The sequence below is a fragment of the Vibrio sp. PSi01 genome (genome assembly GCF_054960695.1).
Genome location: NZ_JBHNYN010000001.1, coordinates 245,030 through 262,404 on the forward strand (window position 1 = coordinate 245,030; position 17,375 = coordinate 262,404).

The 17,375-nt window shown below is 43.5% G+C and carries 15 protein-coding genes; 11 read left to right on the forward strand and 4 right to left on the reverse strand.

Going from position 1 to position 17,375, the window contains the following annotated elements:
• The first annotated feature begins 4 nt into the window (after positions 1–4).
• Positions 5–1,147: an amino acid permease gene (locus ACFI6G_RS01100; protein WP_016767250.1), complete on the forward strand. Its 1,143-nt coding sequence runs from the start codon at positions 5–7 to the stop codon at positions 1,145–1,147.
• A gap of 209 nt (positions 1,148–1,356) precedes the next feature.
• On the opposite strand, the gene ACFI6G_RS01105 is transcribed toward ACFI6G_RS01100, so the two are convergent.
• The 3 genes from ACFI6G_RS01105 to ACFI6G_RS01115 all read right to left on the reverse strand — a co-directional run bounded on the left by ACFI6G_RS01105 (position 1,357) and on the right by ACFI6G_RS01115 (position 5,001).
• A complete protein-coding gene (locus ACFI6G_RS01105) occupies positions 1,357–2,718 on the reverse strand; it encodes an L-serine ammonia-lyase (protein WP_010441404.1) in 1,362 nt (453 codons plus the stop codon).
• A gap of 120 nt (positions 2,719–2,838) precedes the next feature.
• Complete coding sequence (locus ACFI6G_RS01110) at positions 2,839–4,092, reverse strand: aromatic amino acid transport family protein (protein ID WP_010441402.1); 1,254 nt, start codon at positions 4,090–4,092, stop codon at positions 2,839–2,841.
• 309 nt (positions 4,093–4,401) lie between these two features.
• Entirely contained in the window at positions 4,402–5,001 is a 600-nt protein-coding gene (locus tag ACFI6G_RS01115; RefSeq protein ID WP_016789485.1) for a CoA pyrophosphatase, read from the reverse strand.
• A gap of 369 nt (positions 5,002–5,370) precedes the next feature.
• Here ACFI6G_RS01115 and ACFI6G_RS01120 point away from each other — a divergent pair, with 369 nt between their 5' ends.
• Both ACFI6G_RS01120 and ACFI6G_RS01125 read left to right on the forward strand, forming a co-directional pair.
• Positions 5,371–5,913, forward strand: coding sequence for a heme NO-binding domain-containing protein (locus ACFI6G_RS01120; protein WP_010441399.1), 543 nt, complete (start codon positions 5,371–5,373; stop codon positions 5,911–5,913).
• 1 nt (position 5,914) lies between these two features.
• Positions 5,915–7,633: an ATP-binding protein gene (locus ACFI6G_RS01125; RefSeq protein ID WP_010441398.1), complete on the forward strand. Its 1,719-nt coding sequence runs from the start codon at positions 5,915–5,917 to the stop codon at positions 7,631–7,633.
• 136 nt (positions 7,634–7,769) lie between these two features.
• Here ACFI6G_RS01125 and pabB read toward each other — a convergent pair whose 3' ends face one another.
• Entirely contained in the window at positions 7,770–9,167 is a 1,398-nt protein-coding gene (gene pabB, locus ACFI6G_RS01130; RefSeq protein ID WP_016789486.1) for an aminodeoxychorismate synthase component I, read from the reverse strand.
• A 254-nt stretch (positions 9,168–9,421) separates the two neighbouring features.
• On the opposite strand from pabB, the gene ACFI6G_RS01135 reads away from it, so the two are divergent.
• From ACFI6G_RS01135 to ACFI6G_RS01170, 8 genes are all read left to right on the forward strand, one after another.
• Complete coding sequence (locus ACFI6G_RS01135) at positions 9,422–10,939, forward strand: fumarate hydratase (protein WP_248370427.1); 1,518 nt, start codon at positions 9,422–9,424, stop codon at positions 10,937–10,939.
• Positions 10,940–11,103: 164 nt separating this feature from the next.
• A complete protein-coding gene (locus tag ACFI6G_RS01140; RefSeq protein WP_010441392.1) occupies positions 11,104–11,289 on the forward strand; it encodes a hypothetical protein in 186 nt (61 codons plus the stop codon).
• 207 nt (positions 11,290–11,496) lie between these two features.
• On the forward strand, positions 11,497–12,870 hold the full coding sequence (locus ACFI6G_RS01145; RefSeq protein WP_016795314.1) for a YcjX family GTP-binding protein: 1,374 nt from the start codon (positions 11,497–11,499) through the stop codon (positions 12,868–12,870).
• 14 nt (positions 12,871–12,884) lie between these two features.
• Complete coding sequence (locus ACFI6G_RS01150) at positions 12,885–13,937, forward strand: YcjF family protein (RefSeq protein ID WP_016793763.1); 1,053 nt, start codon at positions 12,885–12,887, stop codon at positions 13,935–13,937.
• Between the two features lie 123 nt (positions 13,938–14,060).
• Positions 14,061–15,605 carry a transcriptional regulator TyrR gene (tyrR, locus tag ACFI6G_RS01155; RefSeq protein ID WP_372035147.1) on the forward strand — a complete coding sequence of 515 codons (1,545 nt, stop codon included), beginning with the start codon at positions 14,061–14,063 and terminating at the stop codon, positions 15,603–15,605.
• A gap of 65 nt (positions 15,606–15,670) precedes the next feature.
• Positions 15,671–16,258: a ribosomal protein S5-alanine N-acetyltransferase gene (gene rimJ, locus ACFI6G_RS01160; RefSeq protein ID WP_010441383.1), complete on the forward strand. Its 588-nt coding sequence runs from the start codon at positions 15,671–15,673 to the stop codon at positions 16,256–16,258.
• A gap of 167 nt (positions 16,259–16,425) precedes the next feature.
• Positions 16,426–16,899: a DUF2947 domain-containing protein gene (locus tag ACFI6G_RS01165; protein ID WP_010441382.1), complete on the forward strand. Its 474-nt coding sequence runs from the start codon at positions 16,426–16,428 to the stop codon at positions 16,897–16,899.
• A 256-nt stretch (positions 16,900–17,155) separates the two neighbouring features.
• Complete coding sequence (locus ACFI6G_RS01170) at positions 17,156–17,371, forward strand: hypothetical protein (RefSeq protein ID WP_016784563.1); 216 nt, start codon at positions 17,156–17,158, stop codon at positions 17,369–17,371.
• Positions 17,372–17,375: the final 4 nt, after the last annotated feature.

A 17,375-nucleotide genomic window follows, 5' to 3' on the forward strand; every position in this document is an offset into this window, starting at 1 on the left:
TAAAATGATAGGGAGCTCCCTAATTATCGCTGGTACCGCTCTCGGTGCTGGTATGCTTGCGATCCCAATGGTATTAGCTCAATTTGGATTGCTTTACGGCACACTGCTGATGGTTCTGATCTGTTTCGGCACCACTTACGCAGCATTATTACTTCTAGAAGCGACCATCAAAGCGGGTGGCGGTTTAGGATTAAATTCTATTGCCCGAAAAACCTTGGGTAGACAAGGCCAGCTACTCACTAACGGCTTGCTATACGCGTTATTGATTTGCCTATTGATGGCTTATATTTTGGGCGCAGGTGACTTGCTGAGTAAGTTACTGTCTAACTTTGGCATAGAGATCACCGCGACCACGAGCCAAATCGTGTTCACGCTTATTGCCGGAGCCGTCGTCGCAAGTGGTACTGGCGTAATTGATAAGCTCAACCGTGCACTGTTCTTCGTGATGTTAGCGAGCTTGTTTGCAACCATGACTTTTTTGGCGCCGAGTATGACTCAAGAAAACCTGATGCAGGTGACAAGTCATGACCACGTTGATCTCATTAAAACCAGTGCAATTCTGTTTACCAGTTTTGGTTTTATGGTTGTGATTCCAACTTTGGTTTCTTACAACCATGAAGCGACAGACAAACAGCTGCGTAACATGGTGATCGTCGGTTCTCTGATCCCATTAGTGTGTTACTTATGTTGGTTGTTTGCGGTAGTGGGTAACTTGAGCGAAGAGCAATTCAGAAGCTTCAAAAACGTATCAGATTTGATGGCGGCGTTTGAGGCTCAGTCTCCTTGGGTGGGTAATATACTTTCTACCTTTACAGGTTTGGCGTTGTTAACCTCTTTCTTTGGTGTGGCGATGGCGTTGTTCAACCAGAACAAAGATATGTTCAATCAAAATACGGCGGTAACTTATTGCATTAGCTTCATCTTACCGTTGGTGGGCTCATTACTTGCTGCAGATAAGTTCCTACAAGTCTTGAACTACGCAGGCATCATTTTGGTATTCTTGGCGGTGTTTGTTCCTTTAGTAATGGTTCACAAGCAGCGTTTCATGAAAGTTGCTGACGATAGGTACCGCGCCGAAGGTGGCAACGTAATGATGCTGTTTTCACTGTTGTTTGGTTGCTTCTTGCTTGTTTCACAAGTGATTTAACAAAACAATTTGGTGGGTTGAATAAATCAGTCACCAAGCTTCCTTCAGATACAGAAGCTTCAGAAACAAAAAAAGGAACGCATCGGCGTTCCTTTTCATTATCTGCTCGTTATCAAGCAAACTGAGTTAAGCGTTGGTTTTTTAACTGATGCTGGCCAATAAATTAATACGGACTAGCAAGCCAATGCTAACTAACAAACGAATGTTAATTAACAAACAACCTTAACAGCCAAACCACCTTGAGACGTCTCACGGTATTTAGCGTTCATGTCTTTGCCTGTTTCTAGCATCGTTTCGATAACTTTATCTAGAGAAACAGTGGGAGCAGAAGAACGACGCAGTGCCATACGAGTCGAGTTGATTGCTTTCACTGCAGCAATACCGTTACGCTCGATACATGGAACTTGTACTTGGCCAGCAACTGGGTCACACGTTAGACCTAGGTTGTGCTCCATACCGATTTCTGCAGCCATACATACTTGCTCTGGGCTACCACCCATAAGTTCAGCAAGTCCAGCCGCCGCCATAGAACATGCCACGCCAACTTCACCCTGACAGCCAACTTCAGCGCCAGAGATAGAAGCGTTACGTTTGTAAAGACCACCGATCGCGCCAGAAGCTGCGAAGTAACGGATGTAGTCTTTCTCTGTCACCGTTTGGATGAACTTATCGTAGTAAGCTAATACAGCAGGGATGATGCCACATGCGCCGTTTGTTGGTGCCGTTACTACACGGCCGCCAGCTGCGTTTTCTTCGTTTACGGCGAAAGCAAACATGTTTACCCAGTCAACAACCGTCATTGGGTCATTGGTTGTTTTTTCTGAAGTCATTAGCTGTTGGCGAAGTGCTGCTGCACGACGAGGCACACGCAGTGGACCAGGTAGGATACCTTCAGTATTCATACCGCGGTCCATACACTCACGCATCGTTTTCCAGATGTTAGCGAAGTAAGTGCGAGACTCTTCGTCTGAGTGGAAAGCCGCTTGGTTTTTCATAACCAATGTACTGATAGAAAGGCCGCTTTCTTTACACTGATTAACCAGCTCTTCAGCTGTTGTGAATTCGTAAGGTGCTTTGATTGGGTTTTCTTCTTCTTTGCCGAAGTTCTCTTCGTCAACGATGAAACCGCCACCAATGGAGTAGTATGTTTTTGAGTATGCTACTTCGTCATCAACCCAAGCATGAATGCTCATGCCATTCTCGTGCAGAGAAAGGTTGCTAGTGTGGAAGTTCATTCCACCATCGCGTGGGAATGAAACAGTATGACAGTGCATACCAACAGGTAGGCGTTCAGTTTCTTCTACGCGAGCAATGAAGCCAGCAATAGAGTCGATATCAACACGCTCAGGAGTATTGCCAGCAAGACCCATGATGATTGCGATATCTGTGTGGTGACCTTTCCCTGTCAGTGATAGTGATCCATATACGTCCACGGTGATTTTAGTGATGTCGCGCAATTTTCCCATTGAACGTAGGTCATCAATAAATTCTTTACCCGCTTTCATTGGTCCAACTGTGTGTGAGCTCGATGGACCAACACCGATTTTATAGATATCAAATACACTAATCATAGCGATTACCTCAAAAAGAGAGCCTCCCACGTCGAGTAGGGAGGCTCATTTATTATCATTATATTTTTTGTCTAATCTCGCGATATAAGATGGATGTCATCTTATAAAAAGTAGCGGAGATTAAAGAGCGCCGTAGATTACAGAACTAATAGCCGCTAGACCACATAAAGCTGTAAAGATTTGCACAGGTGCTGAAGTTTTGTACTTAGCCATTGCTGGTACTTTTTGCATCGCGAATACAGGCATTAGGAACAGGATAGCTGCAATCATTGGAGCACCCATTGTTTCAATCATACCTAGGATGCTTGGGTTAACTACCGCAACAATCCAAGTTGTAACAACGATGAATGCTAGAGATGCTTTCTCAATCGTGCTGATTGAAGAACCAGAGCGAGACTTGATTAGGCCAACAAGACCTTCGTGAGCACCTAGGAAGTGACCGAAGTAGCTAGAAGTAATCGCTGCAAACGCTACAAGAGGACCCATGTAAGAGATAAGTGGAGACTCGTGAACATTAGCTAGGTAAGAAAGAACAGAGATGTTTTGTGCTTGTGCTGTTGCTAGTTGCTCTGGAGATAGAGAAAGCACTACAGAGAATACGAAGAACATTACAAAACCCATCAGCATCATTGCTGCGCCGCCAGTGATCGCGTCAGTTTTCTTAACTGCGTCTTCACCGTATACACGACGTTGCTCTTTAGAGAACTGTGAAATGATTGGGCTGTGGTTGAAAGAGAACACGATGATTGGAATCGCAAGCCAGATAATAGAAGGCATTGCTGACCATTCTGGGCTTGTTTCCATCATTGAAGTGTTCCAATCAGGAACTAGGTAGAAAGATAACGCTAGTAAGATGAATACTAGTGGGTAAACCATCGCTGAAGTTGCTTTAAGCATCAACTCTTTACCGAATACAACACCCGCTGTCATAGCAAGGATAAGTGCACCAGAAAGAAGAGGACGTGGAATGGATTCCATACCCATTTGGTTTACTAAGAAAGAGTCAACCGTGTTTGTGATACCAACACCGTAGATTAGAACGATCGGGTAGATAGCGAAGAAGTAAGCAAAAGTAATAATGTTTGCGCCAGTCTTACCGAAATGTTCTTCAACTGTGTCTGTAATATCGGCTTCAGGGTTTTTAGCAGACAGTACGAAACGAGCTAGAGATTTGTGTGCGAACCAAGTCATTGGTGCCGCGATTAGAGCTAGGATAACTAATGGCCAAAAACCACCCGCACCAGCTTTGATTGGAAGAAATAGTACGCCAGCACCAACTGCTGTACCAAATAGTGATAAACACCAGGTAAAATCTTTGTAGTTAAACTTGCTTGAATCTTTAACGGCATTTGCCGAAGAAGTTGTTGTGTTCATGTTAAATTACTCATTTTTTGGGAACAGGAAATAAGTCGGCGCCAATTCTGCAGAATTTTCTTCTGCAAAAAATAGATCTAAATCATGTAATGAAACGGCGTGGCACATGATATGCGAAAAACGGATTTTTGATCACGAAAATGGTGTGCTACAGGTGATTTATATTTGGCTTGGGTATTAGTTTTTCTTATGAATTGGCGGGGCTTGTATAGTTTTATACCAGGGAATCGTTTGCGTAAAATTGCATTAATAAATCTGTTCCATGGAAAGACAGGATTTTGTTAACAGAGATTAAACAAAACGTAGTTGCTATGTAATTTGTTGCACTACGTGTCGCTGCAGTGATTGGATGATTTGAGCCGTAACGCCCCAAATTAGGTGCTCTTCGAAGGGCATCGCAAAAACACGATGCTTAATTTTCTTAAAATTCATCGTGTGACTGTGCAACTTGGCTTGGTCTAAAACATAGGTGGCTGGAACCTCAAAAATTGAGGCAACTTCGTTCTCATCGATGATGGCTTCATAGTCAGGATCGACCATGGCAACAATCGGTGTCACAGAAAATTTACTAATGGTACTCAATGCTGGTAATTGCCCAACAATTTTAACTTGATCTGATCGAATTCCGACCTCTTCGTGGAGCTCTCTCAGTGCCGTAAACTGCATGGATGGGTCGGAAAGTTCGTGCTTCCCTCCAGGAAAACTGACTTGGCCAGGATGGTGCTTAAGGTGAGCTGCTCTTTTAGTAAAAATGACATGTAAACCATCCTCTCTTTCAACTAAACCTACCACTACTGCTGCTTTACGAAGTTGATCCTCTGTTATGTGAGAAACACGCTCAACAGACTCTGGGTGATAGCCAACGGTTGGGTTAAGTTGGAATTGCTGAAGGAAGTTATCTTTATTCATATCATGCCAATATATTGATTGTTATGCTTTTAAGTATAGTCACAACACCGAGTCGAAAGCCAATCTCGCTTTTCTGTTTGCTGAACGATTTGTTTGGTACCAGTTTTAACGTTGTACTAATGTCTTCATTGTCTATTTTTATTGGCACTCTTAAATCGCAAATAGCAGGTTGATATGTGATACGTCCACCCAATCAGGAGGGGTGTATCTAAAATTCAGTGGCTTTTGCTATATTCAATAGGATCATATGAGCCGGTAAGCGTTACTCATGTCATAAAATTGAGTGGTGGATGGTTATTTTGTCCTTAAGAATTTGATAACCCTCACTTAGTGGCTCATTCTAAAAAGAAATAGAATAAAAGGTATGAGATGAAAGGAATCATATTCACCGAATTTTTAGAGCTTGTTGAAGAAAAGTTTGGTTTAGAACTTTTGGAAGAAGTTTTAGAGATGTCAGAAGACGAGGGGATCTATACATCGGTCGGAAGTTACGACCACAAAGATCTCGTGAAACTCATCATTAACCTGAGTAAGAAAACCGATATCGATGCAGGAAGTTTGCAACGCGTATTTGGGCAATCTGTATTTAAAAACCTGTTAGCCTCTTTGCCGAACAAAGCCAGCCTTGCACATAGCAATACCACTTTTCAATTTATTCAACACGTAGAGCGCTATATTCATGTAGAAGTGAAGAAGCTCTATCCCGACGCTGAACCACCAGAATTCAGTTTTATTACTACGACCGAAGCACAACTTATTTTTGACTACAAAAGCGCAAGGTGTATGTCTCATGTTTGTTTGGGGCTAATTGAAGGATGCGCTGAATATCACGGGGAGTCTATCTTGGTAGAAATGACACCTCAGAATGATGACCAAAGCGTGGTTAGGTTTAATTTGAAAGTCGAAAAGTAATATGGATCTGGCATCAGCCTTAGAGAAGAAGCTTAAACGTCAAGTCGCGGCACGGAAAGCGGCTGAAGCATTGTTGGAACAAAAGAGTCTTGAATTGTTTGAGGCAAACCAACAGCTTGAGCTTGCTTTGCGTCAGTTAGAAAAACGTTCGAACGCGAATATTCGCCGCATTGAGTTTCAAGAGCAAATCGACAATTTGTTGATCGATTTTGGGCGCGCGTTTCTTAGGAATGATCTCGATGACATCATGTTGTCTGAATTAACGACAAACGTGACGAACAGTTATTTAATTGAAGCCAGTCGTCTGATACTGCCACCTAAACTCATACCTCAACTTCTCACATATGATTACGGCGACGAAACGGTCGGTGGGTTAGATCAAGAGATTCAGGAACCTCAATGGCAAGGTAACTTGTTGACGGTGCCTCTTGAAGTGGAGAAGGTGATCGTTGGTGCACTGATCGTTAAGGTTAGGTTGCTCGATCAAGACTATGAGTTTATTGAGAGTCAACTTTTGTTAGTAACGGATTTGATATGCAGTGCGCTAACTCATCAGCTCGCGATTAACCGAAATATTGAATCACGCAAACGAGCAGAAGAGTCCGAAAGAGCAACTCGTGATTTCGTTGCAATGATTAACCACGAATTAAGAACCCCACTCAACGGCTTGTTAGGTAGTGCTGAATTGATCAGCGACACCGACTTGACCTTTTCTCAGCGTGAAATAGTCAACAACCTAAGTCAATCTGGTGAGTTCCTAAGAACCATCATTAATGACTTACTTGATTACAGTAAGATTAATGCGGGTATGTTGGAGCTGATTCCCAAGACATTTGCACTGGATGATTTGAGAAACACGATTCAAAGCATCTTCACCAATCGTGCGATTGAGAAGCAGCTTGAATTTAATATCAGCGTGTCCTCAAATGTACCTACTCATTTTAATGGGGATTTAGAACGCATCACTCAGCTATTTGTAAACCTAATAGGTAATGCGATTAAATTCACAGAAGAGGGACATGTGAATGTTGGTATCGAATGGAACAACAGCCAATTCGTTTTTTCTGTAGAAGATACCGGGGTTGGGATTGCCGAATCTGCACACAAAACTTTGTTTGAACCTTTTACTCAAGCTGATAATTCGAGTAGCCGAAACTATGAGGGTACCGGACTTGGCTTAGCGATTTGCCGTAAGTTGGTCGCTTTGATGAATGGTCATATTAGTGTGTCTAGTGTGGTTGAAGTCGGAACAACTTTTACTATTTCTATACCTTTAAAAGTTATCGATATATCGCGTGAAGATGAACGGGTGGCCAAAAATGTCGAATCAAACGTTGAGCTGTCTTTATTGAAAGTTCTGGTAGTTGATGATATCAAAATGAACCAAATCATCATCCAACAAATGCTACGTAAGCATGAGATTGAACCTGTTATCGCTAGTAATGGTGTAGAAGGGTTCGAGCTAGCCTCAAATAATGATTACGACATTGTTTTTATGGATTGCAGAATGCCGGTTATGGATGGCTTTGAAGCGACAGAAAAGCTCAGAGAGAAAGGTTACGCCAAATCTATAGTGGCACTGACTGCCGGCACAACATTAGAAGAGCGTGAACGTTGTATTCAGTGTGGAATGGATGACATCCTTAGTAAACCTTATACCGCGAACGACCTCACAGAGATGCTCAAGAAGTGGGGTGTTTCTGCTGTGAAGGTAGCGTAAGTCACGTTAATAGTGAGTGGTCAATTATCTACTCAGACTCAGACTCAAATACTAAAAAACCGAAGTGATCTTATGATCCTTCGGTTTTTTTATATCGAGCTTTTGCCTATGACTAAATAGCCTTCAGTGTCGTTACCTAACACTCTTCAAGCACAGGAAGGATGCGACTCAGCTTATCTAATGTTTCTTGATATTCAGAGGCGCAATCACTATCGAATACCACACCACCACCAGCCCAAGCATAAAGCGTGTTGTTCTCGGCAACTAACGTACGAATGGTAATGCTGGTGTCCATTCTGCCATTTCTACTGATGTAGCCGATACTGCCGCAATACGCTGAGCGTCGATGCGGTTCCAACTCTTCAATGATCTGCATAGCGCGCACTTTTGGAGCGCCAGTAATTGAACCTCCAGGGAAGCAAGCTCTCAGTAAGTCGGTTGCTGAGTATTTAGAATCTAGGTCGGCTCTGATTGTACTAACTAAGTGATGCACAGCAGGGAAGCTTTCGATATCAAACAGTTTAGGGACATGCACCGTACCAGGTTTTGCCACACGGCCAATATCATTACGTAACAGGTCAACGATCATCAGGTTTTCGGCCTGATCTTTTTCTGCACTCAACAAATCTTGAGCATGGGCATCATCAACTTTACGATCCTCAGAACGAGGGCGCGTACCTTTAATTGGCTTAGTTTCGATGATGTTGTCTTTAAGCTCTAAGAAACGCTCCGGAGAAACACTAATGATTGCGCACTCTGCCAATCGGATAAAACCAGAAAAGGGCGCCGAGTTGTACTGTTCAAGTTTCTCATAAGCGAGCCATTCACTACCTTGGTATTGAGCATTGAAGCGCTGAGCTAAGTTAATTTGATAACAGTCACCCGATAACAAATACTCTTGCACGCTATTAAACTTATTGGCGTAGCTCTCTTCGCTCATATTGGATTGCCACGGTGTGGTTAATCCAAAGCGCACATGTGTTCGGTTTGGCCTAGAGGCCTGTTGTATCAGCCAATCATGATGTTCATCGATATTGCAGCCGACAATACACGCTGTTTTTAATTGATGGTCAACGATCACTGCCCATTCATATAAACCAACCGCCATGTCGGGCGCAGAAATATCATGCTTAGCAAGAGAGGGAAGAGCTTCTACTCGTCGCCCTAAATCGTAACTGAAGTAGCCTAAAGCGCCGCCAACGAATGGCAAATCAGCATGCTCTTTGGTCGCCGGTAATAACTGCTGTTGATATTGGTCGAGTAGTTCGAAAGGATCCGACTTTGAAACGAAATGCTTTTTGCTAACAAGAGTTTCTTCATTAACATTAACGGTCGTTTCTGCACCGATAGTCTCGAAGGTGGCGATGGGTTGAGCAACTAAAATATCGTATCGACTATCAACATGGCTTTCTGAAGCGGAGCGTAATAGCATTGCCCACGGTAGGTTTTCAATATGAGAAAACAGATGTTTAGCTAAAGTTGATTGATATTCAAGCGGCTTGATTTGGATAGAGCGAAATTCGTTGTTATTCATTTGTTTAATTTGTGACAAAGAGTTCGATCACTGCATGGCGTGTGAGAGGAAGCAAGAGTATCATAAATTGAAAATAAAATGGGTTCTTGATTAGAACGGTGCAAACCACATGGTTTAGTTTAAAGCTATGCAAGCGATTGCTACAGCAACTAAATACAGCTCAACATAATAAAAAGCTAAGCCAACTAATTCGGTTAGACAAAAACAGTTAAACCAAGATCCCACATGGAACCAGAACAATAAAGAGGCATGCAATGACGGTTATTCGTAAGCAAGATGTGATCAGCAGTGTCGCTGACGCACTTCAGTACATTTCTTATTATCACCCTTTAGACTTTGTCCAAGCCCTAGAAACAGCGTACGAGAAAGAAGAAAGCCAAGCAGCAAAAGATGCTATCGCTCAGATTCTTATTAACTCGCGTATGTCTGCGGAAGGTCATCGTCCAATTTGTCAGGATACGGGTATTGTTACTTGTTTCGTGAACATCGGTATGGATGTTAGGTGGGAAACGGATCAAACAGTACAACAGATGGTTGATGAAGGCGTTCGTCAAGCTTACAACAATCCAGATAACCCATTGCGTGCATCTGTCCTAATGGACCCTGCAGGTAAGCGTATTAATACCAAAGACAACACACCAGCAGTTGTTCACATTAATATGGTTCCAGGCAACAAAGTTGAAATTCAAATCGCGGCAAAAGGCGGCGGTTCTGAGAACAAAACCAAGATGGTAATGCTTAACCCTTCTGATGATATTGCAGAGTGGGTAGAGAAGACGCTACCAACAATGGGCGCGGGCTGGTGTCCACCGGGCATGCTTGGTATAGGCATTGGCGGTACGGCTGAGAAAGCCGCGGTACTCGCTAAAGAATCTCTGATGGAACACATCGATATTCAAGACCTTATCGACAAAGGTCCAGAGAACGCAGAAGAAGAGCTTCGTTTAGACATCTTCAACCGTGTAAACAAGCTTGGTATTGGTGCACAAGGCCTTGGCGGTCTAACGACTGTGGTTGACGTTAAAATCAAAACAGCGCCAACGCATGCAGCTTCAAAGCCTGTTTGCTTGATCCCGAATTGTGCGGCAACGCGTCACGTTCACTTTACGCTAGACGGCAGCGGCCCTGCAGAACTAACACCACCTAAGTTAGAAGAGTGGCCAGACATTACTTGGGAAGCAGGCGCAAATACACGCCGTGTTAACCTTGATGAAATTACTAAAGAAGACGTTCAAGAGTGGAAGACTGGCGAAACGGTTCTTCTATCAGGCAAGATCTTAACCGGTCGTGATGCTGCTCATAAGCGTATTCAAGGCATGCTTGAAAGTGGTGAAGGTTTACCAGAAGGCGTCGACCTGAAAGGCAAGTTCATATACTACGTTGGCCCTGTCGATGCTGTGGGTGACGAAGCGGTAGGTCCTGCGGGCCCAACAACGTCTACTCGCATGGATAAGTTCACCGACATGATGCTAGAAGAAACCGGTATTATGGGCATGATTGGTAAAGCCGAGCGTGGCCCTGCAACGGTTGAGTCAATCAAACAGCATAAATCGGTTTACCTAATGGCCGTTGGTGGTGCAGCTTATTTAGTCGCGAAGGCAATTAAAAAAGCACGCGTGGTTGCGTTTGAAGATCTCGGTATGGAAGCGATTTACGAGTTTGAAGTTGAGGACATGCCGGTAACGGTAGCGGTTGACTCTAACGGCGTAAACGCACACCAGATCGGCCCTGACACGTGGAAAGTGAAAATTGCAGAAGCCGAAAAAGCGTAATTAACGAACGCTAGAAAGGCGCAATTAACCTTGACCTGAGTGTTTGAATTGCAATTTTTGACAGAAACTTAAGAATAAAAGTGCAGCATTGTCTGCACTTTTGTCTTATTATCAATGATATAGTTATAAACACATCGTTTGATATAAGAACATAGGAGAGAGGAATGCCTCGTTTTATTCAGATCCTACAGATTATCTTGGCAGTGGTGATTGGTAGTTTCATTGGTTACGATTTGATCTTGCACGGAATCAGCATCTTTAACGAAAAGTACGTAACTATCACATGTGTATTATGGTTGATTTCTGAGATCACACTGTTCGTTATCTACAAGCTGATAGAAGACGATTAGTCTGACATTAACTGAAAATTTTAAAGCCCCTGATTATGAATGTAGTCAGGGGCTTTTATTCATCTAGCATTAAGAATGTGTATTGCATACTCACTACTATTAGCAAAAGAACAAGCATAAGCATACAAACTAACCCAACTGGGAAAGAGCACAGGCTAACGTTTCTATTACTATATCAGTTAGCTTAACTATTACGGAGTCGTTCAAATGAAACACCTAACTCAAGAAATGAGTGACTTTATAAGCAGAGGAACGGATTCTCATATTCGAGTAGCGGTCACGGGGCTTTCTCGTGCGGGTAAGACAGCATTCATTACTTCGCTGGTTAATCAACTTCTTCATACGTCTACCCACAAAAATCTGCCTCTACTTGCCTCGGCGAGAGATGGAAGAATCATTGGTGCTAAACGTATTCCACAACATAACATGATGATCCCGCGTTTTTCTTACGATGAAGCGATGGAGTCACTCAATGCGGAGCCACCAGAATGGCCCGTGCCAACGCGTGATGTCAGTGAGATTCGCTTAGCCATCAAATATAAACCAGCCAAAGGCGCGAAGAAGCTGCTGAGTAAAAACAGCACCCTTTATCTCGATATTGTCGACTACCCAGGCGAGTGGCTACTTGATTTACCCCTACTGGATATGGATTTCGATACTTGGAGTCAATCTCAATTTTCCGCATTGAAAGGCGATAGAGAAGTCTACTCGCAACAGTGGAACGCAATGCGCGGTGACATTGACTTGCTAGCCGAAGCCGACGAAAAAAAACTGGTCGCGATTGCCGATAGCTACACCCAGTACCTGCATACTTGTAAAAGTAACGGACTGCATTGGGTGCAACCGGGTCGATTCGTATTACCGGGTGAGCTTGAAGGTGCGCCTGTGCTGCAATTTTTCCCGTGCATCGCACCTGAGGGCAAGTTCTCAAAAACAAGTAACTATGCGGTTTTAAAAGCACGTTATGAAGAGTATCAGCAAAAGGTCGTAAAGGCGTTCTATAAGAATCACTTCGCGACGTTCGATAGACAAATCGTGCTGGTGGACTGCTTACAGCCGCTCAATGCGGGCTACGACTCTTTCATGGATATGCGTGGTGCATTAGAGCAGCTATTAAAGAGCTTTAAGTACGGCCGAAGCAATATCTTAAGACGCCTGTTTGCGCCGAAGATCGACAAGATCTTGTTTGCAGCCACCAAAGCTGACCATGTGACACCGGATCAACATCCGAACTTGGTGTCGCTGTTACAACAGATGGTACACCCAGCGTGGCAACAGGCGGCGTTTGAACATATCGACATGAGTTGCATGAGCATCGCGTCTATTCAAGCGACCAGTGCGGGTTATATTTCGTCAGGTTCAGACAATGTTCCTGCGTTGCAAGGGGTCACTTTAGATAACGTGTCTCAAACCATGTATCCTGGCGAGGTGCCGCGTAAGCTGCCGAACAAACAATATTGGGAAACCAATCAGTTTGATTTCACGAGCTTTAGGCCAATGGAACAACATTCCGATGAGCCTTGTCAGCACTTACGAGTCGATAAGGTTTTAGAGTATCTCATTGGCGATAAGTTGAAGTAATTGAGGCAATCAAAATGAGTGAATTAAAAACGAAACAAGTCTTTGATGAACCGTTGAAGACCTCGTTCGATGAGCAAGATAAGAATGAAGTTAGCCCAGATTTAGGTGCTCAACAAATGTTCACCGAACAAGAAAAATTTGTACCTGTCGCACCACAAGTAGAAATTGACCTAGATGGCGAAGCTGAGCAACAACTGGAGCAAGTGATACGCCCGAGTAAAAAGAAAAAGTGGTTTACTTCTGGCTTGTTGGTCGCTTTCTCTGGCTTAGTGGGCTGGCAAGCGGTCGATTCTGTGATCACCGCGATTCAAGCCGCTGACTGGTTAGCATTAGGTTGGGCCGGTTTTATTGCTGCAATCGCGTCATTAGGCCTTGGTGCAATAGGTAAAGAGCTATGGAAGCTACGTTCACTGAAAGACCATTTCAGTGTGCAAGAGCAGAGCGAAGAGCTACTCCAAAGTCAAAGCGTTGGTAAGGGAAAAGCGTTTTGTGAACACATCGCTAAACAAGGGGGCATTGTTGCCGAGTCTCCTTCATACGATAAGTGGCGGAACAGTATCAACCCGGCACATAGCGATGCCGAAGTGCTGGATATGTACGATGCGTTGGTCGTTAGCCATCAGGATAAAGTCGCCACTCAGATCGTGACTAAGTTTTCTACTGAATCTGCAGCTTTGGTTGCAGTGAGCCCATTGGCTGCTGCAGACATGTTGTTGGTGGCGTGGCGTAATTTCACCATGATAGACAAGCTAGCCGATGTGTATGGTATTGAACTTGGCTACTGGTCGCGCATTAAGCTGTTTAAATTAGTGTTAATCAACATGGCAGCGGCAGGGGCAAGTGAATTGGCGATTGATGCGAGCATGGACCTCGTATCGATGGACTTAGCAGGCAAAATTTCTGCAAGAGCAGGGCAGGGGCTCGGTGTTGGTATTTTAACCGCTCGACTGGGCTTAAAAGCCATGACTTTGCTTCGTCCTATGCCTTGGCATAAAGAGCGAAAAGTAAAATTATCGGACCTTCGTAAAGCCGTCCTTTCTGAAATAAAGCGTATTACTCTCAAATAAAGTATTTGAGGCTCAATAGTTTGAGAAGAAGGGTAAACATATGTTTACTCTTCTTCTTGACTGAACTCAGACCTTAATCCACACTACTGTCAACTTATCCTGACACCTATAATAGGACTATTTGTGCGTCTTGAAGTATTGTGTGAAGACAGACTCGGCTTAACGCGTGAGTTGCTCGATATCTTGGCCTCAAAAAGCATTGATTTAAGAGGAATCGAAATTGATGTAAAAGGCATTATTTACCTAAATTGCCCTGATATTAATTTTGATGCTTTTAGTGAACTTATGGCTGAAATTCGCCGAATTTCAGGTGTGAAGGATGTACGTAAAATCCAATTTATGCCGAGCGAAAGGCATAACACCGAGCTGATTGCACTGCTTGCAAACCTACCAGATCCAGTGATTGCGATTGACCTTAAAGGTTCAGTCGACATGGCAAACCACGCAGCACTCAACCTTTTTGGTAAGCAAGAAAGTGAAGTTATTGGCGAGCCGTTATCAACGTTTGTTCCTAGCTTCAATTTTGCTCGTTGGATCGACGGTGATGTAACACGTCATCGTGAAGTCGTAGTACTAGACGGTTTGGATTTTTCTATCGAGATACTGCCTATTTATCTTGGGGGTGACGTGAACGAAGCGGTACTGGCTAGCGCCGTAATGACGATTCGTTCTTGCAACCAAGAGATTAACTCGACAGATGCGATCCCAGAACAGAACAACCTGGGCTTTGAACATTTTGTCGGTGTCTCTAATCGTCACAAAGCCTTGATCAGTCAAGCTAAGAAGTTGGCGATGTTGGATCAACCTCTTCTGATTGAAGGTGATACGGGGACAGGTAAAGAGATGCTTGCAAAAGCATGCCATAACCGCTCAAACCGATCGTCTTTCCCATTCTTGATTTTAAGCTGTGCATCAATGCCTGATGACGTGGCAGAAACGGAACTGTTTGGTCATGCTCCGGGTTCATTCAACCATGAACAAGGACATAAAGGCATTTTCGAACAAGCAAATGGCGGTACTGTATTTTTAGATGAAATTGGCGAAATGAGCCCGCATCTACAAATCAAACTTTTACGCTTCCTACAGGATGGTTCATTCCGTCGTGTTGGTGAAGAAGAAGAGATGCACGCTGATGTTCGTATTATTGCATCAACGCGCCACCGTCTTTCTGAATTAGCTGACTCAGGCTCGTTTCGTGAAGACCTGTTCTACCGCTTGAATGTACTGACGCTATCAATTCCAGCCTTACGTGAGCGCTCTAACGACGTAGCACCGTTATTGGAGTTGTTTGTTGCTAAGTACGCACAGCAGTTAGGTATGCTAAAGCCAAAGTTAACTCCAGAATTGATCGACCAATTGGGCAACTATCAATGGCCGGGCAACATTCGTCAATTGGACAACATGGTTTTGCGTGCACTCACTGAATTAGATTCTGACACGTTAACGGTTGAGCAATTCCATCTGCCTCAACTTGAAACCATGACCGCTGGAATGGCGAATCTGAGCTTGGATGGTTCTCTGGACGAGATCATGAAAGATTATGAATCTCAGATCCTTGAAAAGCTCTATCAGTCTTTCCCATCGAGCCGTAAGTTAGCAAAACGTTTGAACGTCTCTCATACCTCAATTGCGAACAAGCTTCGTGACTATGGGATCAGAAAAAACTGATTGAACCTGCTTAGCCATCGTACTGAGCAAAAAAACAAGACAAGTTGACGGATTAAGAAAAACGAATGGAAGATTTAAGTACACCAGCCCGCGTTTATAAGCACGATGGAAACCTTATTCTACGTACAGCGCAAGTTGACGACGCGAGTATGATCAGTGAGTACTTTCAGATTAATAGAAAGCACCTCAAGCCATGGGAACCGATTCGCGAAGATGCGTTCTTCGAAAGAGAAGGTTGGGCTCAGCGACTGATCAAGTTAAATGAGCTTCATAAAATGGGGCTTGGCTACTACTGTTTATTGATCAATGCAGACTCAAACGAGATGCTAGGGACAATATCTTTCAGCAACTTGTCACGGTTCCCGTTCTACGCTTGTAATGTGGGCTACTCATTGGCTGAAAGTGCACAAGGCCACGGTTACATGCGGAGAGGCTTGAGCATGGCAAAAGACTACATGTTTGATGTGCAGAACATGCACCGCTTAATGGCGGGCTATATGCCTCACAATGAACGCAGTGCGAGTGTATTGGAGCATCTTGGTTTTGTTCGCGAAGGTTTTGCCAAAGATTACCTACAGATTAACGGTAAATGGGAAGATCATATACTAACGGCATTAGTTAACCCAAACTGGGAAGATAAGCGCGTTCTTTAAACGCCAATAATACTTAGACCTAGTGATTTTTAACGCTAATAGCGTCGCATACATAAAAGAATTTTAGAGGCAGCAATCATTTAAGCGACCATGAAGTCGCCGCTGCATCAAAAAGTACATATAGGCATGGTTATCCACTTGCCTTAGAAGATATTTGAGGAATTTTGATGTCATATACAACTTTGGACGAATACCAAAGAAAATGGATTTTCACTCATCAGTCAATGCCGCTGCCAGCGGAAGACTTGGAAAAGATCAAGCCAATGACTCAGGCAAGAGCGTCTCAGTTCTGGAAAGAGAACGTAAGCCCTCAAAGCCCAGATGCAGAAAGACTGAGTTCACAAGACTGGCCAAGCAAATCGTCGAACTGGAACGAAGAGATCAGCTGGATGGCGAATTGGGAAGCCGACGAACCAGAAATGCCTGAAGAAATCTTAAACTTCATTGATTGGCAAGATGACGTAACTGTTTATTTTTGTTACGAAAAATACAACGTCCTTGAAACTAAATGGTCAGTATTTAAGAAACATTGGAAGAACTTTTTGTTCTACGATGATGGACCAATTTTGCTAGGTCGTCGTCGTTCGGAAGCGCTTTGGTTTGCAACAAACGGCACGGTGAAAATCGGTAACCGCGCTTAAACTCAACGTGGCTTAATTAAGCTTGTGTTGTATGGGCTATAGATAAAAAGCGAGCACTTAGCTCGCTTTTTTTGTGCGCGATGATCTTTAATGATCGTTGAGGGTTTACGACTATTTGAGCCCTGCTTTTGATGTGTATTTCTGTTTGTGTCGATCGGGTGATTTACGAAATTGAGACCGCTATCCCATTGGCTCACTTGAAGTTTTAAGAGGTTTGGCTATATTTATATTACTGCCTTAGTGGAGGTGAAGTATTATGATTTGGGATACTCTCGAACGTGTAAATAAACTTCGCAAGGAAGCAATGGAGGATCCAGAATTTTTGGATTCGGCAAAAATGCATGAGCAATGGCTTTTAAGCGAAACTCATAACCAATCAACTAAAGGAGCCAAGGATAAGAAACCGAAAAAACTATCAGATATTTATGAAAACACGGATTTTCCGATTAACCCAACAGGAACGAAACATTAATAAT